The organism is Parabacteroides leei, assembly GCF_023369805.1.
GTDB lineage: Bacteria > Bacteroidota > Bacteroidia > Bacteroidales > Tannerellaceae > Parabacteroides > Parabacteroides leei.
On sequence record NZ_JAMBQG010000001.1, the window covers coordinates 269118 to 288119 of the forward strand.

Below are 19002 nucleotides of genomic sequence, written 5' to 3' on the forward strand. Positions count from 1 at the left end.
AATTTCAGTTTTTTAAGACGGTGCAAAGGTAATAAATTTAGAATAAGAGAGTGACTATTCATTACAAATAGTATCTTTGCCCCATATAAAAGGTGAATATTTAATGACTAATATTATAATATCATGAATGAATTACTATTCTTAGGAAATTTAGGTACGGGCGAAATTGTTATCATCGCCATTGTTGTGTTGTTACTTTTTGGTGGAAAGAAGATCCCGGAACTGATGAAAGGTATCGGTAAAGGTGTGAAGAACTTTAAAGACGGTGTAAAAGGTTTAGAAGACGACATTAAACTCGACGACAACGATAAAAAGTAAGAAATGGAAGAACTGGAACAAGATGAAATGTCCTTTTGGGATCACCTGGAAGAACTTCGTTGGACTTTATTCCGTTCTATTTTAGCACTCTTTGTCTTTGCTATCGGTAGTTTTGCCTTTATGCGTGATATTTTCGATCACGTCATCATGGCCCCCTGTTATTCCGATTTTGTTCTTTATAAATGGTTGTGTGAGTTAAATATCTGGCTTATCAATATAAGCCCCTGGTTTGATGTTCTGCCTGACTTCTGTAACGATAGCTTTCACGTAGATATTGTCAACATTAAGTTGGCTTCCCAGTTTTTTACTCATATGTCAACCTCATTCTGGCTGGCCCTTGTACTGACTTTCCCGTACTTAATGTATGAGGTTTGGAGGTTTGTAAGTCCGGCTTTGTACGAGAATGAAAAGAAGAACATCCGGTGGGTATTCTTTTTCGGAACGATTATGTTTTTCCTGGGTTGTGCCGTAGGTTATTTTATGGTATTCCCGATGACACTTCGTTTCCTGGCAACGTATCAATTGAGTGCTAACATTACTGAACAAGTCTCTCTGGATTCGTATATGGATAACTTCCTTATGCTGATCTTTGTGATGGGAATTGTCTTTGAGATGCCATTGGTATCCTGGTTGCTATCGAAACTGGGATTGTTGCACAGAGGATTTTTCCACAAATACAGACGACACGCTATCGTCGGATTATTGGTTGCTGCGGCATTCATTACTCCAAGTAGCGATCCGTTTACATTGAGCGTAGTGTTCTTCCCATTGTACGGATTGTACGAATTAAGTGCATTCTTTGTCAGAAAAGCTCCGGTAGAAGAGCCTGACGACGACGATGATGAAGAAAATGAAGCTTAATAGGCCATAGACATTAGAAATGAATTTATTCAGGCATGGATTTCGCAGATAAAACTGTGGGGTTCATGCCTGATTTATTATATAGCCTAAAATTTGCTTCTTATCTTAAATCATCCTATTTTTGTGAAAGTTAAATTCATTTCTCATGCTGAAGAAAGAAGATTATATACGTCAGTTGACAGCCTGTAAGCAACAGCTTATGCAGAAGTTCGGGTTACGTTCTATCCGTCTTTTCGGCTCTGTTGCACGGGGAGATAACCATGAGGGTAGTGATTTGGATGTTTGTGTGGAAACAGAAACTCCCAACCCTTTTCTACTGATGGATTTGAAAGAAGAACTGGAAAATATGTTTAAGCACTCTGTCGATATCGTTCGTTATCGTGAACGTATGAATCCTTATTTACGTCAACAGATAGAAAAAGAAGGTATCTATGTATAACAAAGAGTTAGCCACATCCATGCTGATTCAAATAGAAGAAGCTTTATTGCGATTGAAGCACCGAACGGTTGATATCCATTGTGCAAATGACTTTTTATTATCTCCTGAACGGGTTGAAAAGCTGGATGCTGTTTGTATGCTCTTTATTGCGATCGGTGAAAGTCTGAAAAGCCTGGATAAAGTGACGAATAAGGTGTTGTTGCCGCTTTATCCGGATATACCCTGGAAAAAGGTGATGGGTTTTCGGGACGTAATAGCACACCATTATTTCGATATAGATGCGGAAGAAGTGTGATGGGTATTGGAAAATGAGCTGGATCCATTATCGTAGTAATCAAAAAAATGAAAGAGGATATTTAAATTATATAGATTTGATACTGGATTTGTATGTTCTCTTTCGGATCATTCTTATCTTTGTAAACGTCTGAACAAAATTATAAGCAAATGAGGCACATATCATTATTGGCGGTCTCCCTGCTGGCTCTGGTAGCCTGCACGCCTGAGGAACCAAAGGAGGCAGATTATACACAGTATGTAAACCCTATGATCGGTACCGATTTCACTGGAAATACCTATCCGGGAGCACAGGCTCCTTATGGTATGGTGCAGCTTAGTCCTGATAACGGATTGCCGGGATGGGATCGTATCTCCGGGTATTTCTATCCCGATACGACGATTGCCGGTTTCAGCCATACCCATCTTTCCGGTACAGGGGCAGGAGATCTGTATGATATCTCCTTTATGCCTGTCACCCGTCCTTATAAAGAAGCTCCGGCTCCTCTGGGCATTTATTCTACCTTTTCGCATAATGAAGAAGCTGCTTCGGCCGGTTATTACCGCGTCTTGTTGCAGGACTATAATATTAATGTAGAGCTGACGGCTACCGAACGTTGCGGTATTCAGCGTTATACCTTCCCGAAAGCGGAAGCTTCGGTATTTCTGAACCTGAAGAAAGCGATGAACTGGGACTTTACCCTCGACTCTTATATTGAGGTGATCGACTCGGTGACTATCCGCGGATACCGTTTCTCACAGGGATGGTCGCCTAACCAGCATGTTTATTTCCAGACACGTTTCTCCAAGCCGTTTATCGCCTATCATATGGATACGACTGCTATCGTGACAAAAGATAAGGGACAGATCGGAACCGCTTACATTGCCCGTTTCGATTTTAATACGGAGAAAGACGAAGAGATCCTGGTCAATACGGCTATCTCGGGTGTCAGCATGGAAGGCGCAGCGAAGAATCTCCAGGCGGAAGTACCTTTGAATGATTTCGACAAGTATCATAAAGAAGCTGTTGCCCGTTGGAACAAAGAACTGTCCAAGATTGAGGTGAACGGAAATAATACGGATGATCTCGTGAAGTTCTATACCGCTATTTATCACACGATGATCGCCCCGACCATCTTCAGCGATGTCGACGGTTCTTATTACGGCCCCGATAATCAGATCCATAAGGCGGACGGATGGAATAACTATTCCACTTTCTCTCTGTGGGATACCTTCCGTGCAGCTCATCCGTTGTATACTTATACAGATCCGAAGCGTGTAAACGACATGATCCAGGGCTTCCTGAAATTCTACGAACAGAATGGTGCGCTTCCTTTGTGGAACCTCTACGGCCATGAAACCAATATGATGATCGGTTACCATGCTGTTCCGGTCATTGTGGATGCTTATCTGAAAGGTATCGCGACATTCAATCCGGAACTGGCTTTGCAGGCATGTGTCGCTACAGCCAACCGGGATGATTACCGGGGAATCGGAGAGTATAAAAAGTTAGGTTATGTGCCTGCTAACAGTGATCCGGCTAAATGGGAAAACTGGTCGTTGTCTAAAACAATGGAATATGCTTACGACGACTATTGTATAGCGCGTATGGCAGAGAAGATGGGAAAGAAAGAGATTGCAGATGAATTCTACAAACGCTCACAGAACTTCCGGAATGTGTACAACCCCGAAACAACCTTTATGCAGCCGCGTAATGAAAAAGGACAGTTCGTTACTCCGTTCGATGCCAAAGAGTATACCGAAGATATCTGTGAAAGTAATGCCTGGCAGTATTTCTGGTATGTGCCGCAGGATCTGGACGGCCTGATCGGACTGTTAGGCAGCAAGGAACGTTTCACGGAGAAACTGGACAGCATGTTCACCTATGCTCCGGATGCGAAAGAGGATCTGCCGATTTTCAGTACAGGTATGATCGGACAGTACGCGCATGGCAACGAGCCCAGCCATCATGTGATCTATCTGTATAATAAGGTAGACCAACCCTGGAAGACACAGAAATATGTAGCACAGGTATTACATGACCTGTATCTGAATGCTCCCGACGGTATCTGCGGTAACGAAGACTGCGGACAGATGTCTGCCTGGTTCGTCTTCAGTGCGATGGGCTTCTATCCGGTCGATCCGGTAAGCGGACAGTACGAAATCGGTACGCCTCTGTTCCCTGAAGTGAAAATGCATCTGGCAGACGGTAAGGCATTTACTATCCTGGCTCCGGGTGTTAATGCAGAAAACATTTATATTCAGTCGGTTAAATTGAACGGCCAGCCGTATGATAAGAGTTATATTACCCACGAACAGATTATGAGCGGTGCAACGCTTGAGTTTGAAATGGGTAATCAGCCGGGGCCGGTTTGGTATAAGAAATAATATGCCAATGGGGCGGCAGGTTTTTCCGGATCGCTCGGCAGCTTTTCGGGAATGGGTCGGCGCTTATTTAAAATGGGTCGGCACCCAACTGGTTTGCCTAAGATAAGACTGTGGTATAGTTTAGCGGGAGTTGCAACTCTATAGGGCCGGGCCGCTCACCCTTTAGGGAAAGCTGTCCTTCCCTAAAGGGTACGCTCAATTACTTAGTAGGGGATATTGCTTTACCCTGTCTTCATAAATCACTTTTGAGTGGAAAGTTCTGTATCTAAGTGGATTACGCTGAAGTTCCGTATGGAAATTATACTTCTTGTATATAAGGAACTTCAGCGTATACTGCTGAGTATCAAAAGTATTAATCTGAAAAGTGATTTATGAAGATGGAACTTTTAAATTGTAGGTTCTATCTTATTGAGGGGATCTTCTCTGTCGATACTTGAAACAATTGATCGCTGGAATCTTTTCATTCAACTGATTATTTATATCAACTTAATACTAATTATTATGTTAAGAAATACCTTCTTTATTATTCTATTACTAACCGGTAGTTTTCTGGCACAGGCGCAAGACCGTGAGTATGTAATCGTTGTACATGGTGGAGCGGGAGATGTGGCCAAACTGGAAAGCGATCCTGTGCGTTCAGCCCAATATTATGCGGCGCTTGATTCCGCTTTGATGATCGGCGACTGTATTCTTGCCGCTGGTGGCGAAGGCCCGCAGGCTGTCATGGCTGTGATCAATTATTTTGAGAACAATCCGTTATTCAATGCCGGAAAGGGTGCCACCTGTACGGCCGAAGGGACTTTCGAACTGGATGCCTCCATTATGGAAGGGAAGGATCTCTCTGCTGGAGCGGTTGCCGGAGTTAAGACGATAAAGAACCCGATCAATGCCGCTTATGCCGTTAAAACAAAGTCTCCTCATGTTATGCTGAGTGGTACGGGAGCTGACGCTTTTGCTGCCGAACAGGGATTGGAGTTGGTTGATGATAATATGTATTTCGCTACTCCCAAAACGCTGGAATGGATCGATAAGCTGAAGCAGGAAAGCCGGAAGAACGGGACGGTCGGCTGCGTTGTCCTGGATAAGCAGGGAAACCTGACAGCCGGAACCAGTACCGGCGGTACGTTTAAAAAGAAATGGGGACGTATCGGCGATTCTCCGGTGATCGGTGCCGGAACGTATGCCGATAATCAGAGTTGTGCCGTATCCTGTACCGGTCATGGCGAATATTTCATCCGTCATGCCGTAGCTTTTAACCTGTGTGCCCGGTATAAATACCTGAAGGAACCGGTAGAACAGGCGGCCGGTTATATTATCAATACGGAGTTGAATGTCAATGCCGGTGAAGGTGGTCTGATCGCTGTCGATAAGGATGGAAATATCGCTTTTCCTTTTAATACCACTGGTATGTTCCGGGGGTATCTGTATAAGGAAAAAGGCCGTTCCGGGATCGAAAAGAAGGTGGGTATCGGTAAAGCGATGGTTCGCTTTACCGAATAAGTTGTCTTTATTGTTGGTTCCGGCGGAAGGCACCGCTCACGAAACTGAGTACTTCCGGGAGAGCGGTGCGCCAGTATAACCAGGTATGTCCGCCGCCGCGTACACGGAATTCGTGTTTCATTCCTTTCTCCTGCATGATCTTATGGGCCTGGAAATTACCTTCCAACAGGCCGTCTTTGTCTCCGCAGTCGATATAATAGCGGATGCGGGGCAGATTGTCTTTATCGAGTTCGGATAGCATTTTCAATACGCTGTTCTGATGCCAGTAGTCGAGTCCGGGGCCGAACAGGCGGCTGAACAGGTCTTTATGCGATTGGGACTGGCGTTTTTCCATCGTGCTGTCGTCGAAAACTGCGGCGCTGAGCGGTGCACAGGCGGCGAACATTTCCGGGTGATGCAGCGAGTAAAGGAACGAACCGTAGCCACCCATCGAAAGCCCGGCAATGGCACGGAACTCCTGACGGCTGCGGGCGCGGTAGGTCTTTTCGATATAGGGGATCAGTTCTTCAAAGAACATATCTTCGTAAGGGGCTTTGCCATCGTATTGGTTGATGTACCAGGTATCCCAGGCATTGGGCATCACGATGATCATTTGTGAGGCGTCGCCGCTGCTGATCGCTTTGTCGGCAATTTCTTTTACTTCACCGGTCTGTATCCACATGGTTTCATCGTCCGTGTAGCCGTGCAACAGGTAGAGCACCGGGTAATTACGTTGCGAGGTGTTGTAATCGGACGGCAGGTATATCGAGTAGGATACCTCTTTACCTAGTTTCTTACTATCGAATTTCAGCGACTCGAAGACGGCGCTCTGAGCCATTCCGTTCAGATTGAACAGGATGCACAGAACAAGACTGATGAATAATTTGTTTTTCATATACTGACAGTATTAAATGAATAGTTCTTTGCCTGTAAACAGCTTGTAAATACGGAAGGCAAAGTTAGAAAAAACGGAGAGCTATGCTTGATAAAACGTCAGAAAATGTTATTTTTGTTTACGAAACTTACTAATCAATAATTACGTATGTCGCATTTACCCGATTTGATTTCCGATCTGGCTTTGATCCTTATATCCGCAGGTGTAATAACCCTATTATTTAAATGGCTGAAACAACCGCTTGTGCTAGGGTATATTGTGGCCGGGCTACTGGCCGGGCCTTATATCCACATCTTTCCGACTGTTGTAGATGTAGAGAATATCAATCTCTGGGCGGAAATGGGAGTGGTTTTCCTGTTGTTTGCCCTGGGACTTGAATTTAGTTTTAAGAAACTGATGAATGTGGGATCTACTGCTTTTATCACGGCGATGACGGAAGTGATAACCATGCTTATTGTAGGGTATCTGATCGGGCATTTGCTGGGATGGTCTACCATGAATTCTATTTTTCTGGGAGGGATGCTATCGATGTCGTCGACTACTATTATCATAAAAGCCTTTGATGATTTGGGGCTGAGGAACCAACGTTTTACCGGGATCGTGTTCGGGACGTTGGTGGTGGAAGACCTGGTGGCCATAATCATGATGGTATTGCTCTCGACTATGGCGGTGAGCCAGGAGTTTGCAGGAGAAGAAATGATAGGTAGTATCCTGAAGGTCGCTTTCTTTCTGATTCTTTGGTTCTTAGTCGGTATTTTCGTTATTCCGGCTTTGTTGAAAAAGGTAAGGAAGCTGATGAATGATGAAACGTTGCTGGTAATAGCCTTAGGATTGTGTCTGGGAATGGTGGTAGTGGCAACGAAGACCGGTTTCTCAGCTGCACTTGGAGCTTTTATTATGGGATCGATCCTGGCGGAGACGATTGAGGCGGAGCGTATCGAACATATTATCAAACCGGTGAAAGACCTGTTCGGGGCTATCTTTTTCGTTTCGGTAGGGATGTTGGTCGACCCGGCGGTCCTGGTACAATATGCATGGCCGGTAATTCTGATTACGTTGGTTACTATTGTCGGGAAGGCTTTCTTCTCTTCATTCGGTGTCTTGTTGTCGGGACAACCGCTTAAAACATCTATACAATCGGGTTTTAGCTTGGCGCAGATAGGAGAGTTTGCCTTTATTATTGCAGCTTTAGGAGTATCGTTGAAGGTGCTCGACGACTTTGTGTATCCGATCATTGTGGCAGTCTCGGTGATAACAACTTTTACGACTCCTTACTTTATCCGCCTGTCGGGACCGTTTGCAGAATGGCTATACAGAATATTGCCGGATAAGGCGCGTGATTTTCTCGACCGGTATTCTTCCGGATCGAAGACGATTAATCATGATAGCGATTGGCGGAAGTTGCTGAAATTGTACGTTGGAAAGATATTGATCCATTCCGTATTATTGACAGCTATCCTATTGTTGTCTACTAAGGTGATTCATCCGCTGATGGTTGAGAAATTTCCAGCTATGGAAATGTGGGGAAATATCATTATGAGTGTATTGACACTTATCCTTATGACCCCTTTTCTGGCCGGGCTGGTGGCAAATAAGAATAACTCGCCGGAGTTGTTTATGAGTCTGTGGAAGGATAACAAATATAATCATGGGAAACTGGTGGCACTTGTGTTGTTCAGGGTGTTTGTGGCTATTCTGTTCGTTTCGATCGTATTGATCAAGTATTATCATGTGCAGTATGGTATCGGTGCGATTATTGCCGTTGGTGTCTTGATCCTGATTATTTTATTCCGTCGCGATCTGAACCAGTACTCCAAACTGGAAGCCCATTTCCTTACTAATTTAAACCGCCGCGAGGAAGTAGACCGCAAGCGTAACCCGTTGAAGACAAGTTTCAACAAGCAGTTGAGTGATAAAGACATTCATCTGGCCGTAGTGCCGGTTTCTCCTTGTTCACCCTATGCAGGGAAGTCGTTGGCAGAATTGCCTCTCCGGAAAGACTTCGGCGTAAGTATTGTAGAGATCATCCGGGGAGATTATAAAATTTATATTCCAGGAGGCTCCGACCATATCTATCCGCAAGACAAAGTGGTTGTAGTGGGTACGGATGAACAGCTGAAAGCATTCCAGGCTAAACTGGAAGATCAGCAGAATGGAGATGACTGTTGTGGTAACCAACCGGAAGAGATTACAGTCAACTCATTTATTGTCGACGAAAGTTTCCCATTTCTTGGCCAAAGTATTACACAGTCGAATGTAGGTCACCGGTATAATTGCCTGATCGTTGGCCTTGAGCGTAATGGCGATTCCCTGATAACGCCGGACAACGATACGATTTTTGAAATGGATGACCTGGTATGGGTTGTGGGTGACAAGAGTAAGATACAGGAGTTGATAAAAGGAGAGTAAATATATAAAGAAAAGGGGTAGCCGGCATAAAGCTGACTGCCCCTTAACATTTGTAAGAACTTTATTTATTCTTTATCCCACCATACACGCGAGGTCATTCTGTCGCCACCATTCATGCGACCAATAGCCTCCTGATAGTTAGCCTCGTTGTTTTGGCTTTCTGTTACAGGATATTGGAAACGACGCGGGATAGTTCCGTTCGTAACGCAAGTTGAATAGTTTTTGTTTACCGGAGTTAATACCGGATAACCAGAACGACGCCAGTTAGCAAATGTTTCATATTCATCACAGAAAGTCGTGATATAATATTGTGTATTGATTTGCTCGAGAGCTTTGGATTGATCAAATGGATTCTCTGCCAGATATTTATCGATGGCCTCTGCATTCAGATAACGATTGTAAGAACTTTCTGCAGCAGAATAGAAAGAGAACTGTTGCATAGCTGATCTTACGCCTGCTTCATAATAATCTTTTGCATTACCCGAAACCCAGCCACGGTAAGCCGCTTCAGCCAGTAACAACTGATTCTCGGTGTAAGTCAGTAGCATAGTCGGTGCATCCGGACGTGCGTAGGTCTGACGGTTCGGTAAAGAATAGTATGATCTCCAGTTAATTCCCGGATAGCCAGGAGCATTAGACAAGTCCCACTCATTCCCTTTTGTATCATAACCAACCGGCAAGCCGACCTGTTTGGACGGGTCATTATCTCCGAAATCAAAATCACCTTGCCATTTTTCGGAAGGATTAGAACAAACTGTGGCGATCAATGGCAGGCGAGGGTCGTTAGAGTTTTTCAGCATATTGATAAAGAACTCGCTCAGGTAGAAAGCTTGGGTATCTTCATGACTCAGTACTTTTCCATAAGGTTCGGCTGAATCGTCGGTAACCAAACCATCCGGATGTTTTACCATCGCATTATCTGCTGCACTTTCAAACAAACCGTTGGAAATGGCTTTTTTCACCCATGTTTCGGCAGTGGCCTGGTCTACTTTTGTTAAACGCATAGCCAGGCGTAACATCAAAGAATTGGCAAACTTCTTCCATTTAGTTACATCTCCGCCATAAAGCGGATCTTCATTACTTACTGTCGTTGCAACGGAAGTACTCAAGGCTGCCTGAGCTTCGTCTAATTCCTTGAACAAATCATTGTAGATCGCCTGCTGTGTGTCGTATTTAGGGTATCCGAGACCTTCTATACCTTTGGATGCATCGAAATAAGGTACATCACCATACAAGTCGGTCATGCGATGGAACATAAATGCCCGTATAATACGACACATTTGATATTCGTTCTGATACTCAGGTCTGTCTTTCCATTCTTGCATTACCAGGTAGGCATTACGGATGGCTGCTCTGTCTCCACTATAAAATCCATCCCAGTAAGCAGCATTATATCCATCTGAATAGGCATAAAATGTACCGTAATCCCAAGTGACGGATGTTGTATGCTGTAACATACATGCGCTATAAATCATGCCGTTACGCCAAACATCCCAGTCTGAACCGCAAGCCTGTGAGATGACTTGTGTAAATACCAGTTTAAAATCCAAGATAGCTGGGGTCATCTGTTCCGGATCGTTATTCACGTCTCCAAAATCACTACAGCTTGTTGCGCCTGTCATTAATGAAAATGCCGCCGCAGCATATAATATTGCTTTTTTCATATTACCAATGCATTAAATTAAAATTTAACATTCACGTTGAAACCAATGCTTCTTGTTGCAGGATAACCGTTCAACTCTAATCCCTGCCCATTTGTATTGTTGTAAGCAGATTCGGGATCGATATTGTCGGTATGTTTCAGGATAGTCCAAAGGTTACGTCCAACCAGAGAAATAGAGGCGCCCTTCACTACATTCTGTCTGCCTAACAATGATTTCGGGAATGTATAACCAAGGGATAATTCACGTAACTTGATGAAGCTCGCATTATAAATAAATTCTTCTGCGATGTTGTTACTTACGATACCTTGCCAATAAGTTTGGGCTGATACTTTAACGTTATTGGCTACATAGTTGCCGCTTTCGTCAAGCATAACACCTTTCCCGATGATAGTTCCTTTGCCATCATCTCCACGGCCTTCCAATGTGTTTTTATGCAAACCATCGCTATACAGACCGTAGTTTGTTCCGGAAAACAGTTTGGCTCCGGCTTTGAAGTCGAGCAGGAAAGACAATGTCCAGTCTTTATATGTAAATTCATTACGCCATCCTCCGGTTAGGTTATAAACACCGCTTCCTAAGTTTTCCGTTTTGGTAGTTGCCTGTGCAACACCATCTTTGAAAACGATGTTTCCCTGGTCGTCTCTTTGATATTTGAAGCCGACCAATTCTCCATAAGACATTCCAACGATGTTCTTAACGGTCACATTTCCGCTTCGGGATGTTGCGCCGTCAATACTCAGACTGCTTACACCTTCTCCTAGATATTTGACTTCACTATTATTATGAGCGATATTGAAAGTCGTACTCCACTGGAATTTGCTTGTTTGTACCGGTACGGCGTTCACCATTATTTCTATACCGTTGTTTTGGATTTCACCGATATTCTGGATGGCAGATGAAAAACCGGATGCATTACTGGTTGTTACCTGGGCAATGTCATCTTTCGTATTCTTTACATAATAAGCAGCATCCAAAGTCAGGCGATTATTAAGGAAGGAGATGTTCAAACCTGCTTCCCATTCCGAGATACGTACCGGTTTCAACATACTGTTAGGAACTGTGCTATTATTGACTGTCGCTACAGACTGACCGTTGATTTTATAGTTCTGTAATTTATAGGTCAAATAATTCTGATAAGGATTTGTCCCGTTTGATGCAGAGGCATACGATCCACGAACCTTACCGAATGTAAACCATTCCGGCATTTCGAAGGTATCGCTGAATACCCACGACAAACTTACGGAAGGATAGAAATAATGATTATGATCCGGATTCAGCGTGGAGAACCAGTCGTTACGTCCGGTCAGGTTTAAGAATACCTGATTCTTCCAACCTATGTCGGCCGTTGCGTAAACTGAATTAACACGATATTCGGTATAGTCTTTCAAATAGGTACGGTTGCTGATATTGTTGGCAGATTCAAATCCCGGAACCAGGAAGCTTTTGATATTGCCGTCGGTACCCCATTGTTTGGTGATATTACGCTGACGGTTACCTCCGATTGTTGCACCGATATTCCAATCTCCGAATCCCTTATTGAAACCGATCAAATAGTTCAGGTTCATTTCAGAATAGTTCTTTTCATATTCCTGCAAATAGCCGGCTGCATCAGCGGCTGCGCCATAAGGCTGTACATTTCTGAACTCAAAGCTAAAGCCGTCGCGAGTTATACCTCCTTGTGCATACAGCCAGTCAAAAATGTCATATTTCAAAGTGATACCACCTGTCAGGCGGTTTTTGTTGGTCGTGTTTACTTTCCGGTATTGTAGCCAATACGGGTTGTTGAAATATTCATTCGTACCACCAATCATTTCTTTACCACTGGCTGTTGTTCCCCAATCGCTTTCCGGTGTTTCACGTTCCATCCAACGAATATCGAATGTGTTGGCACGATATAACAAAGAGGCATTTGTACTACCGTTACCATCAGACAGGTTTGAACGGCCTTGGTTCTTCTCAAATACGTAGTTCGCATTTACACTCAGATGCAGATTCTTAAGAATATCATAGGTAGTATTCATGTTGATACCCTGCTGGCTGATATTAGCATTGGGAAGAATACCTTTTTCATAGGTATTGGATACGCCAAAACGATAGGTGATTTTGTCACCGGCACCGCTGATAGCTAATGAAGTAGCATTGTTAACACCTGTGCGATAGAAGTTCGACCAGTTATCGACTGGAGAATAAGCATATTCATTTCCCAGGAAATTAACAGCCTTGCCACCGTCCATACGTTCACCCCAGCTCAGTACTTCGGTTGCTTTCGCAGCATCAGCAGTGAGAGGACGTTGTCCTTCCGAACCCTGGCCGAATACATTCTGGAAATCCCTGTAATCATAGATGGCATTGAATGTCAGGTTATTGTTGAAGTCGATGCTAACCGGTTTCCCTTTCTGACCAGACTTTGTCGTGATCAGGATAGCACCATTACCTCCGCGATAACCATATAATGCGGAAGCTGCAGCTCCTTTCAGAACCTGGATATCCGCGATATCGTCGGGATTAATGTTTGATAAACCGTCACCAAGGTCAAGACCACCCCATTGTCCGGCACTACCCATATTGGTGTTATCGAAAGGCACGCCATCCACCACATACAAGGGTTGGTTGTTACCGGTTAAAGAGGCATTACCGCGAATAACGACACGGCTACTACCACCGCTACCGGTAGAGTTTCCGGCTACCGTTACACCGGCAATCTTACCGGACAAGGCATTCCCCAGATTCGGATCACGGGCTACCGTAAAATCGTCACCTCCTACGGTTGTGGTAGAATAACCTAATGCTCTTTTCTGGCGTTTGATACCTAAAGCAGTTACGACTACTTCATCCAGCGTTTGTGTATCCTCTTTCAGGATAACATTAAAAATAGTCTGTCCGTTTACAGGTATACTGACTGGCGCGTATCCGATATAACTGAATTCCAGAATAGCACCGACAGGCACTTCGAGCGTAAAGTCTCCGTCAAGGCCGGTCATTACGCCGTTGGTTGTTCCTTTTTCTATGACATTTGCTCCGATGATCGGTTCGCCAGTTGCGTCTTTTACTATACCTGTTACTTTTTTGGTTTGTTGGGTTATACTTGCTTTCGCATTGTTTTTGGAAGTGTTTGCGGCATACAGTACAACAATGTGGTTTTCGATTTTGTAGTTAACACCCGTGCCTTTCAGGGCTTGTTCGAGTATAGATTCAATACTTTCGTTTTTTGCTTTTACCGATACGTTGTTTACTTTTATTGACTCCAACGTATGATCGTAACTGAATACGACATCGGTTTGTTCTTGTAACAGTTCTACAACATTTTTCAATGTTACTTGATTAACGGAGAACTGAACATCGAACTTCTTTTCAAATGCGCTATTAGTTGCAGCTTGCGCTCCGCTTGCCATACAGCATAAGGAGAGTCCTATGCAGAGGTTTTTGACTGCAATAAAGTTTCTACTTTTTCTTTTCATACATTCTTTTTATTTGTTTTCTTAAGATTAACTGATAACAATTTACTCTTTTTGTATCCTCGGTTAAAACTGAGGTTCTTTCTTTGGCTTCACATAGGCTTTCTTTTTAGTTTAACATAATTGATTTATCATTAGTGCATTATCTTAAATAATGCGCGTTTTCACGAAAGCCCGCTTTATTACATGGCGAACGGGCATACTTATTTATGTAGCAATGGTGTCAGCCTTACGCTTTTACCATTCGCTACATAATAAATACAATTTTGTATAAAGAAGTACCTAAAGGAAAGTTTACTTTTTTTATTCGGATAGGATAGTGGCTTGTACGCCAGTAAGATAGAATAGATGTCTCAGTGCATCTTCCGGATTATTAGCTTGTTTGAATGAGAAGTTATAGCGGCGATTAGTGAATTTTTTAGTATCCATTTGTATTTTTATGTGATAGGTTTCTTCCAGACAGGAGAGAATCTCCTGTAAAGAAACATTAGAAAGACAAACCAGTCCGAATCGCCATAATGTATGCTGGCGGGCATCGATTTTATTTATTTTGACGGATGAACAGTCACTGGTAAATACAACCTGTTGACCGGGTTGAAGGACTACGAGGTTTTCTCCGCTGGATTTTTCCAATTGGATGGATCCTTCCAGCAATACGGCTTCAGCCATATGATCAGCATTATCTGTATTAAGACTGAAGATTGTTCCCAACACTTTGATCCGGTATAAATCCGTAGAAACGATGAAAGGATGCAGCGTGTCTTTAGCTACCTCAAAAAAGGCATTTCCTTTGAGTTTAACCTCTCTTGTATCGCTAATAAATTCGGCAGGATAGCTCAAAGATGCTCCGGAATTCAGCCAGACGGTGCTACCATCGGTCAGTTTTATCTGCATGACAGAATCGGTGAAGACATTGGAAATTCTATTCATAGGTAAGGAAGCCGGCCTTTGCATATAGAAAATCGAGAGAGTAAGGATGATGGCAATAATAGCGGCAGCGCTACTCCATAGATAGAGATATTTTCGGGCGTAAGAACGCTTGTCAGGCTGTTTTTCCAGATTGTCGATACGCTGGTTCAAACTGTTCAATGAATGCTTCAAAACCCATGGATCTTCTCTTTTTTGTTCAGAGCAAGAGTGCCATATTGTTTTTAATTCAAAGAATAGAGCTTCGTTTTCTTTTGAAGCCTTTATCCAGTCCAAAATAGCCTTATCTTCTTCTTCTGTAGTCTGACAGGTAAAATATCTATATATAGTATCCTCTTCCATTTTCTAGTTCTCTTATTGTTATATACAACTTTATAAGAAAAAACACCTAATTCGTTTTATCTATAATTTCTATAAATTTGAACAGAATCGGGATGATCAGTGAACTGCCTTTATGGGATTTCAACTTTTCCCGGAGTACTTTAAGCGCGTTGTAAATGTGGTTTTCAACGGTGCTTTTAGATACTCCCAGTTTTGTGCTGATCTCTTTTGCAGACATATCATATAAGAAGCTTAAAGAGAAAGCCTCTTTGCAGCGAGGCGGAAGGCTTTCAATAGCTGCGTTTAATTCAATTCTGAGATCCTGATTATATAAATTCTGTAATGTGTCGTTGGTATCGGGATTGTAGTACTGATACCCAATCTCTTCAATCTCCTGTTTATATATATTACTGTAATTTTCCAGTAAACCTTTACGCTTCAATATATTTAAAGCGGTGTTATAAACAGAACGGAGCAAATAGCCACGTAAAGAAAGAGTTTCATCCAGTGTATCCCGATGCAACCACAAATTAAAAAATACATCCTGAACGACATCCTCAGCTTCATTTTCATCCAACAATAGCCTGGCGTATGAACGGACAGAAAAATAATGCTGCTTATAAAGATCATTAAAAGCATTTCGATCTCCATTTTTGATTCTTTCTGCTGGCGAGATGTCTTTCATCAAATATTCCTTTATACTCATTTTCAGAGGTCAAATATATCCCTTTTTTTCTTCTTTCCCATTTGTTTTATTCGTTATTTTTTTTGAATATTGCATGCGGAAGTGGTTGTGACATATATACTAAGTTATATATGCACGACCACTTTTTGTTTATTATTGTATAATCCTTTCTTATATTATTATGGTATGAAAATAGTTGGTTATTGTTGTATTTTAATTTTGTTTTTGTGCTCTTTTACCGAATCGGAAAAACGTCTACCTTATAAGGATCCGACATTACCTGTAGAAGAGCGGGTGAAAGATTTGTTAAACCGGATGACGATTGAAGAAAAATTCTGGCAGATTTATATGATGCCGGGTGATCTGGATTTGGGTAAAGAGAAATTCTCTCATGGGATTTTTGGTTTTCAGGTATCGACAGTAGGGGCAGATAATCCCGAACTGAAACAGCTTTTGCAGTATAATCCGACTTTGACAGCACCTGAAACAGTTAAAAAGGTAAATGAGATTCAGCGATTTTTTGTGGAAGAAACGCGTCTGGGAATTCCTATTATTGCTTTTGATGAAGCTTTACATGGGTTGGTACGTGGCGGAGCAACCGCTTTTCCTCAGGCGATTGCTTTAGCTGCCAGTTTTGATACCACGTTAATGAAAAAAGTTTCTCATGCCATTGCCATGGAAACGAAAACACGCGGTATCCGGCAGATCTTATCACCGGTAGTTAATCTGGCTACGGATGTACGGTGGGGACGTGTGGAAGAAACGTATGGAGAAGATCCTTATTTATCGGCTTGTATGGGAGTGAATTTTGTGAGAGGCTTTGAAGAGTTGGGTGTGATAACTACTCCCAAGCATTTTGTGGCCAACTCCGGTGATGGAGGACGGGACAGCAATCCGATCCATTTTACCGAACGCTATTTGGAAGAGACACATCTGGTACCCTTTAAAGCCTGCTTTATGGAAGGTGGTTCACAATCGGTAATGACAGCTTATAATATGTTGGATGGAACACCATGCACAGCCAATCCTTGGTTACTGATAGATAAGCTTCGGGGAGAATGGGGGTTCGACGGCTTTACAATAGCTGATGCTGATGCGGTCGGTATTATTCATAAATTACATCATACAGTTAATAATTTTGCAGAGGCTGGTGCTGATGCTGTTAATGGAGGTTTGGATGTTATTTTTCAGACAACTTACGATGAGCATCTTCCTTTTTTACAGGCTTGCCTGGATGGCCGGGTTACAAAGGAGGCACTCGATCGGGCTGCCGGACAAGTATTAAAAGCTAAGTTCCGCCTGGGGCTTTTCGAACATCCTTATGTTGATGAAACTGAAGCGGAGAAATGGAATGCCTGTGCCGAACATCGGGCATTGACACGCGAAGCGGCCCGTAAATCGATGGTTCTACTTAAGAATAGCGATCAGGTATTACCGTTATCCAAACAAATCAGTCGTATCGCACTGATAGGGGAGGATGCAACAGCTGCTCGCTTAGGAGGATATAGCGGTCCCGGCGTAAAGAAGGTCAGTATTTTAGATGGTATGAAGAATAAGCTGGGTGACCGGACGGAGATACTTTATGAAATGGGGTGTAAACGGGTAAATCCAGCTTACGTGACGGTGCCGGGTAATTTCCTTTTTACGTCGGAAGGGAAATCTGGCTTGGAAGGAGCTTATTTTAATAATATCACTTGTGACGGACAACCGGATCTGAGACGGATCGATAAACAGTTACAATTCTCTTGGACACTTTTTGCTCCGGATACCTGCCTGGCTGTTGACTGGTTTTCTGTCGAATGGAAAGGGAAGATGCAATCCCCTGTTTCCGGAACGTATCAGTTCGGGTTGGAAGGTAACGATGGTTATCAACTTTGGATAGACGGGGAAAAACTGATCGACAAACCTTATAAGACTTCGTTCGGAACCTCTCTTGTGCCGTTCCGTTTTGAAAAAGGGAAGGAATACGATATAAAGGTCCGCTTTTATGAGAATACCCGTAATGCCCGTATTCGCCTGGTTTGGGATTATGGAGTTAAAAATGAAGAAGAGAGTATCGAACGTGCTGTACAAGCTGCCCTTCAGTCGGATGTTGCGGTTGTGGTGGTGGGCCTTGAAGAGGGAGAGTTTCGTGACAGAGGTTATCTGACTTTACCCGGCAGGCAAGAGGAATTGATCAATCGTGTGGCTGCGACAGGAAAGCCGACAGTTGTCGTACTAATAGGGGGAAGTGCCGTTGTTATGTCGGAATGGATAGATAATGTACAATCTATATTAAATGCTTGGTATCCTGGTGAAGAAGGGGGAAATGCCATTGCCGATGTATTGTTTGGCGACTATAATCCTTCCGGAAAACTTCCGATAACTTATCCTATCGATGAAGCTCAGTTACCATTGAATTATAGCCATAAACCTACCGGGCGTAGCGATGATTATCTGAATTTGACAGGGGAACCTTTATTTCCGTTTGGTTATGGATTAAGTTATTCGGAATTCGATTATAGAGATTTGAAAATAGAACCTGTTCCCGGTCGTACATCTTATAAGGTCTCTTTTACAGTAAAGAATATCGGAAAGTATCCGGCGAATGAAGTCGTACAACTTTATTTACTCGATAAAGTGGCCTCTGTTACTCAACCTATCACCTGGTTGATCCATTTTGAACCGGTTCCATTGGCGCCGGACGAAACCCGGAAAGTAAGCTTTCAGATTACAGAAGAAGACTTGTCGATGTTGGATAAAGACATGAACCGGGTGGTAGAACCCGGTGATTTCCGTATTATGGTAGGACGCTCCTGTAAGGATATCCGTTTGAAAGGGACTATCCATCAGCAATTGAAAATAAATCTGGGGACTGTTTCCCAACCTCCACATATTAAACTATAAAT

The 19002-nt window shown here is 43.0% G+C and carries 13 protein-coding genes; 8 read left to right on the forward strand and 5 right to left on the reverse strand.

Annotated elements, in window-relative coordinates:
• Positions 1-123: 123 nt before the first annotated feature.
• The 6 genes from M1P97_RS01060 (at position 124) to M1P97_RS01085 (ending at position 5779) form a co-directional block, all read left to right on the forward strand.
• Positions 124-318: a Sec-independent protein translocase subunit TatA/TatB gene (locus tag M1P97_RS01060; RefSeq protein ID WP_007652767.1), complete on the forward strand. Its 195-nt coding sequence runs from the start codon at positions 124-126 to the stop codon at positions 316-318.
• Between the two features lie 3 nt (positions 319-321).
• The gene (tatC, locus tag M1P97_RS01065) at positions 322-1179 is read left to right on the forward strand and encodes a twin-arginine translocase subunit TatC (RefSeq protein WP_249388147.1); all 858 of its coding nucleotides are present in this window, start codon (positions 322-324) and stop codon (positions 1177-1179) included.
• A gap of 145 nt (positions 1180-1324) precedes the next feature.
• Positions 1325-1618 carry a nucleotidyltransferase family protein gene (locus M1P97_RS01070; protein WP_028727642.1) on the forward strand — a complete coding sequence of 98 codons (294 nt, stop codon included), beginning with the start codon at positions 1325-1327 and terminating at the stop codon, positions 1616-1618.
• A complete protein-coding gene (locus tag M1P97_RS01075) occupies positions 1611-1913 on the forward strand; it encodes a HepT-like ribonuclease domain-containing protein (protein WP_249388148.1) in 303 nt (100 codons plus the stop codon). Before M1P97_RS01070 ends, M1P97_RS01075 begins: the two co-directional genes overlap by 8 nt.
• Before the next feature lie 149 nt (positions 1914-2062).
• Positions 2063-4279 carry a GH92 family glycosyl hydrolase gene (locus M1P97_RS01080; protein WP_195374336.1) on the forward strand — a complete coding sequence of 739 codons (2217 nt, stop codon included), beginning with the start codon at positions 2063-2065 and terminating at the stop codon, positions 4277-4279.
• Between the two features lie 501 nt (positions 4280-4780).
• Complete coding sequence (locus tag M1P97_RS01085; protein ID WP_249388149.1) at positions 4781-5779, forward strand: isoaspartyl peptidase/L-asparaginase family protein; 999 nt, start codon at positions 4781-4783, stop codon at positions 5777-5779.
• Between the two features lie 7 nt (positions 5780-5786).
• On the opposite strand, the gene M1P97_RS01090 is transcribed toward M1P97_RS01085, so the two are convergent.
• Complete coding sequence (locus tag M1P97_RS01090; RefSeq protein ID WP_249388150.1) at positions 5787-6653, reverse strand: alpha/beta hydrolase; 867 nt, start codon at positions 6651-6653, stop codon at positions 5787-5789.
• Between the two features lie 147 nt (positions 6654-6800).
• On the opposite strand from M1P97_RS01090, the gene M1P97_RS01095 reads away from it, so the two are divergent.
• Complete coding sequence (locus M1P97_RS01095) at positions 6801-9062, forward strand: cation:proton antiporter (RefSeq protein ID WP_249388151.1); 2262 nt, start codon at positions 6801-6803, stop codon at positions 9060-9062.
• Positions 9063-9127: 65 nt separating this feature from the next.
• On the opposite strand, the gene M1P97_RS01100 is transcribed toward M1P97_RS01095, so the two are convergent.
• The 4 genes from M1P97_RS01100 to M1P97_RS01115 form a co-directional block, all read right to left on the reverse strand.
• Positions 9128-10726: a SusD/RagB family nutrient-binding outer membrane lipoprotein gene (locus M1P97_RS01100; RefSeq protein WP_249388152.1), complete on the reverse strand. Its 1599-nt coding sequence runs from the start codon at positions 10724-10726 to the stop codon at positions 9128-9130.
• A 17-nt stretch (positions 10727-10743) separates the two neighbouring features.
• The gene (locus M1P97_RS01105; protein WP_249388153.1) at positions 10744-14184 is read right to left on the reverse strand and encodes a SusC/RagA family TonB-linked outer membrane protein; all 3441 of its coding nucleotides are present in this window, start codon (positions 14182-14184) and stop codon (positions 10744-10746) included.
• Positions 14185-14484: 300 nt separating this feature from the next.
• Positions 14485-15450 carry a FecR family protein gene (locus M1P97_RS01110; RefSeq protein WP_249388154.1) on the reverse strand — a complete coding sequence of 322 codons (966 nt, stop codon included), beginning with the start codon at positions 15448-15450 and terminating at the stop codon, positions 14485-14487.
• A 46-nt stretch (positions 15451-15496) separates the two neighbouring features.
• The gene (locus M1P97_RS01115) at positions 15497-16114 is read right to left on the reverse strand and encodes an RNA polymerase sigma-70 factor (protein WP_249388155.1); all 618 of its coding nucleotides are present in this window, start codon (positions 16112-16114) and stop codon (positions 15497-15499) included.
• Positions 16115-16300: 186 nt separating this feature from the next.
• Here M1P97_RS01115 and M1P97_RS01120 point away from each other — a divergent pair, with 186 nt between their 5' ends.
• Positions 16301-19000 (forward strand): glycoside hydrolase family 3 C-terminal domain-containing protein, encoded by a 2700-nt coding sequence (locus tag M1P97_RS01120; RefSeq protein ID WP_249388156.1) that lies wholly within the window; start codon positions 16301-16303, stop codon positions 18998-19000.
• Positions 19001-19002 lie beyond the last annotated feature (2 nt).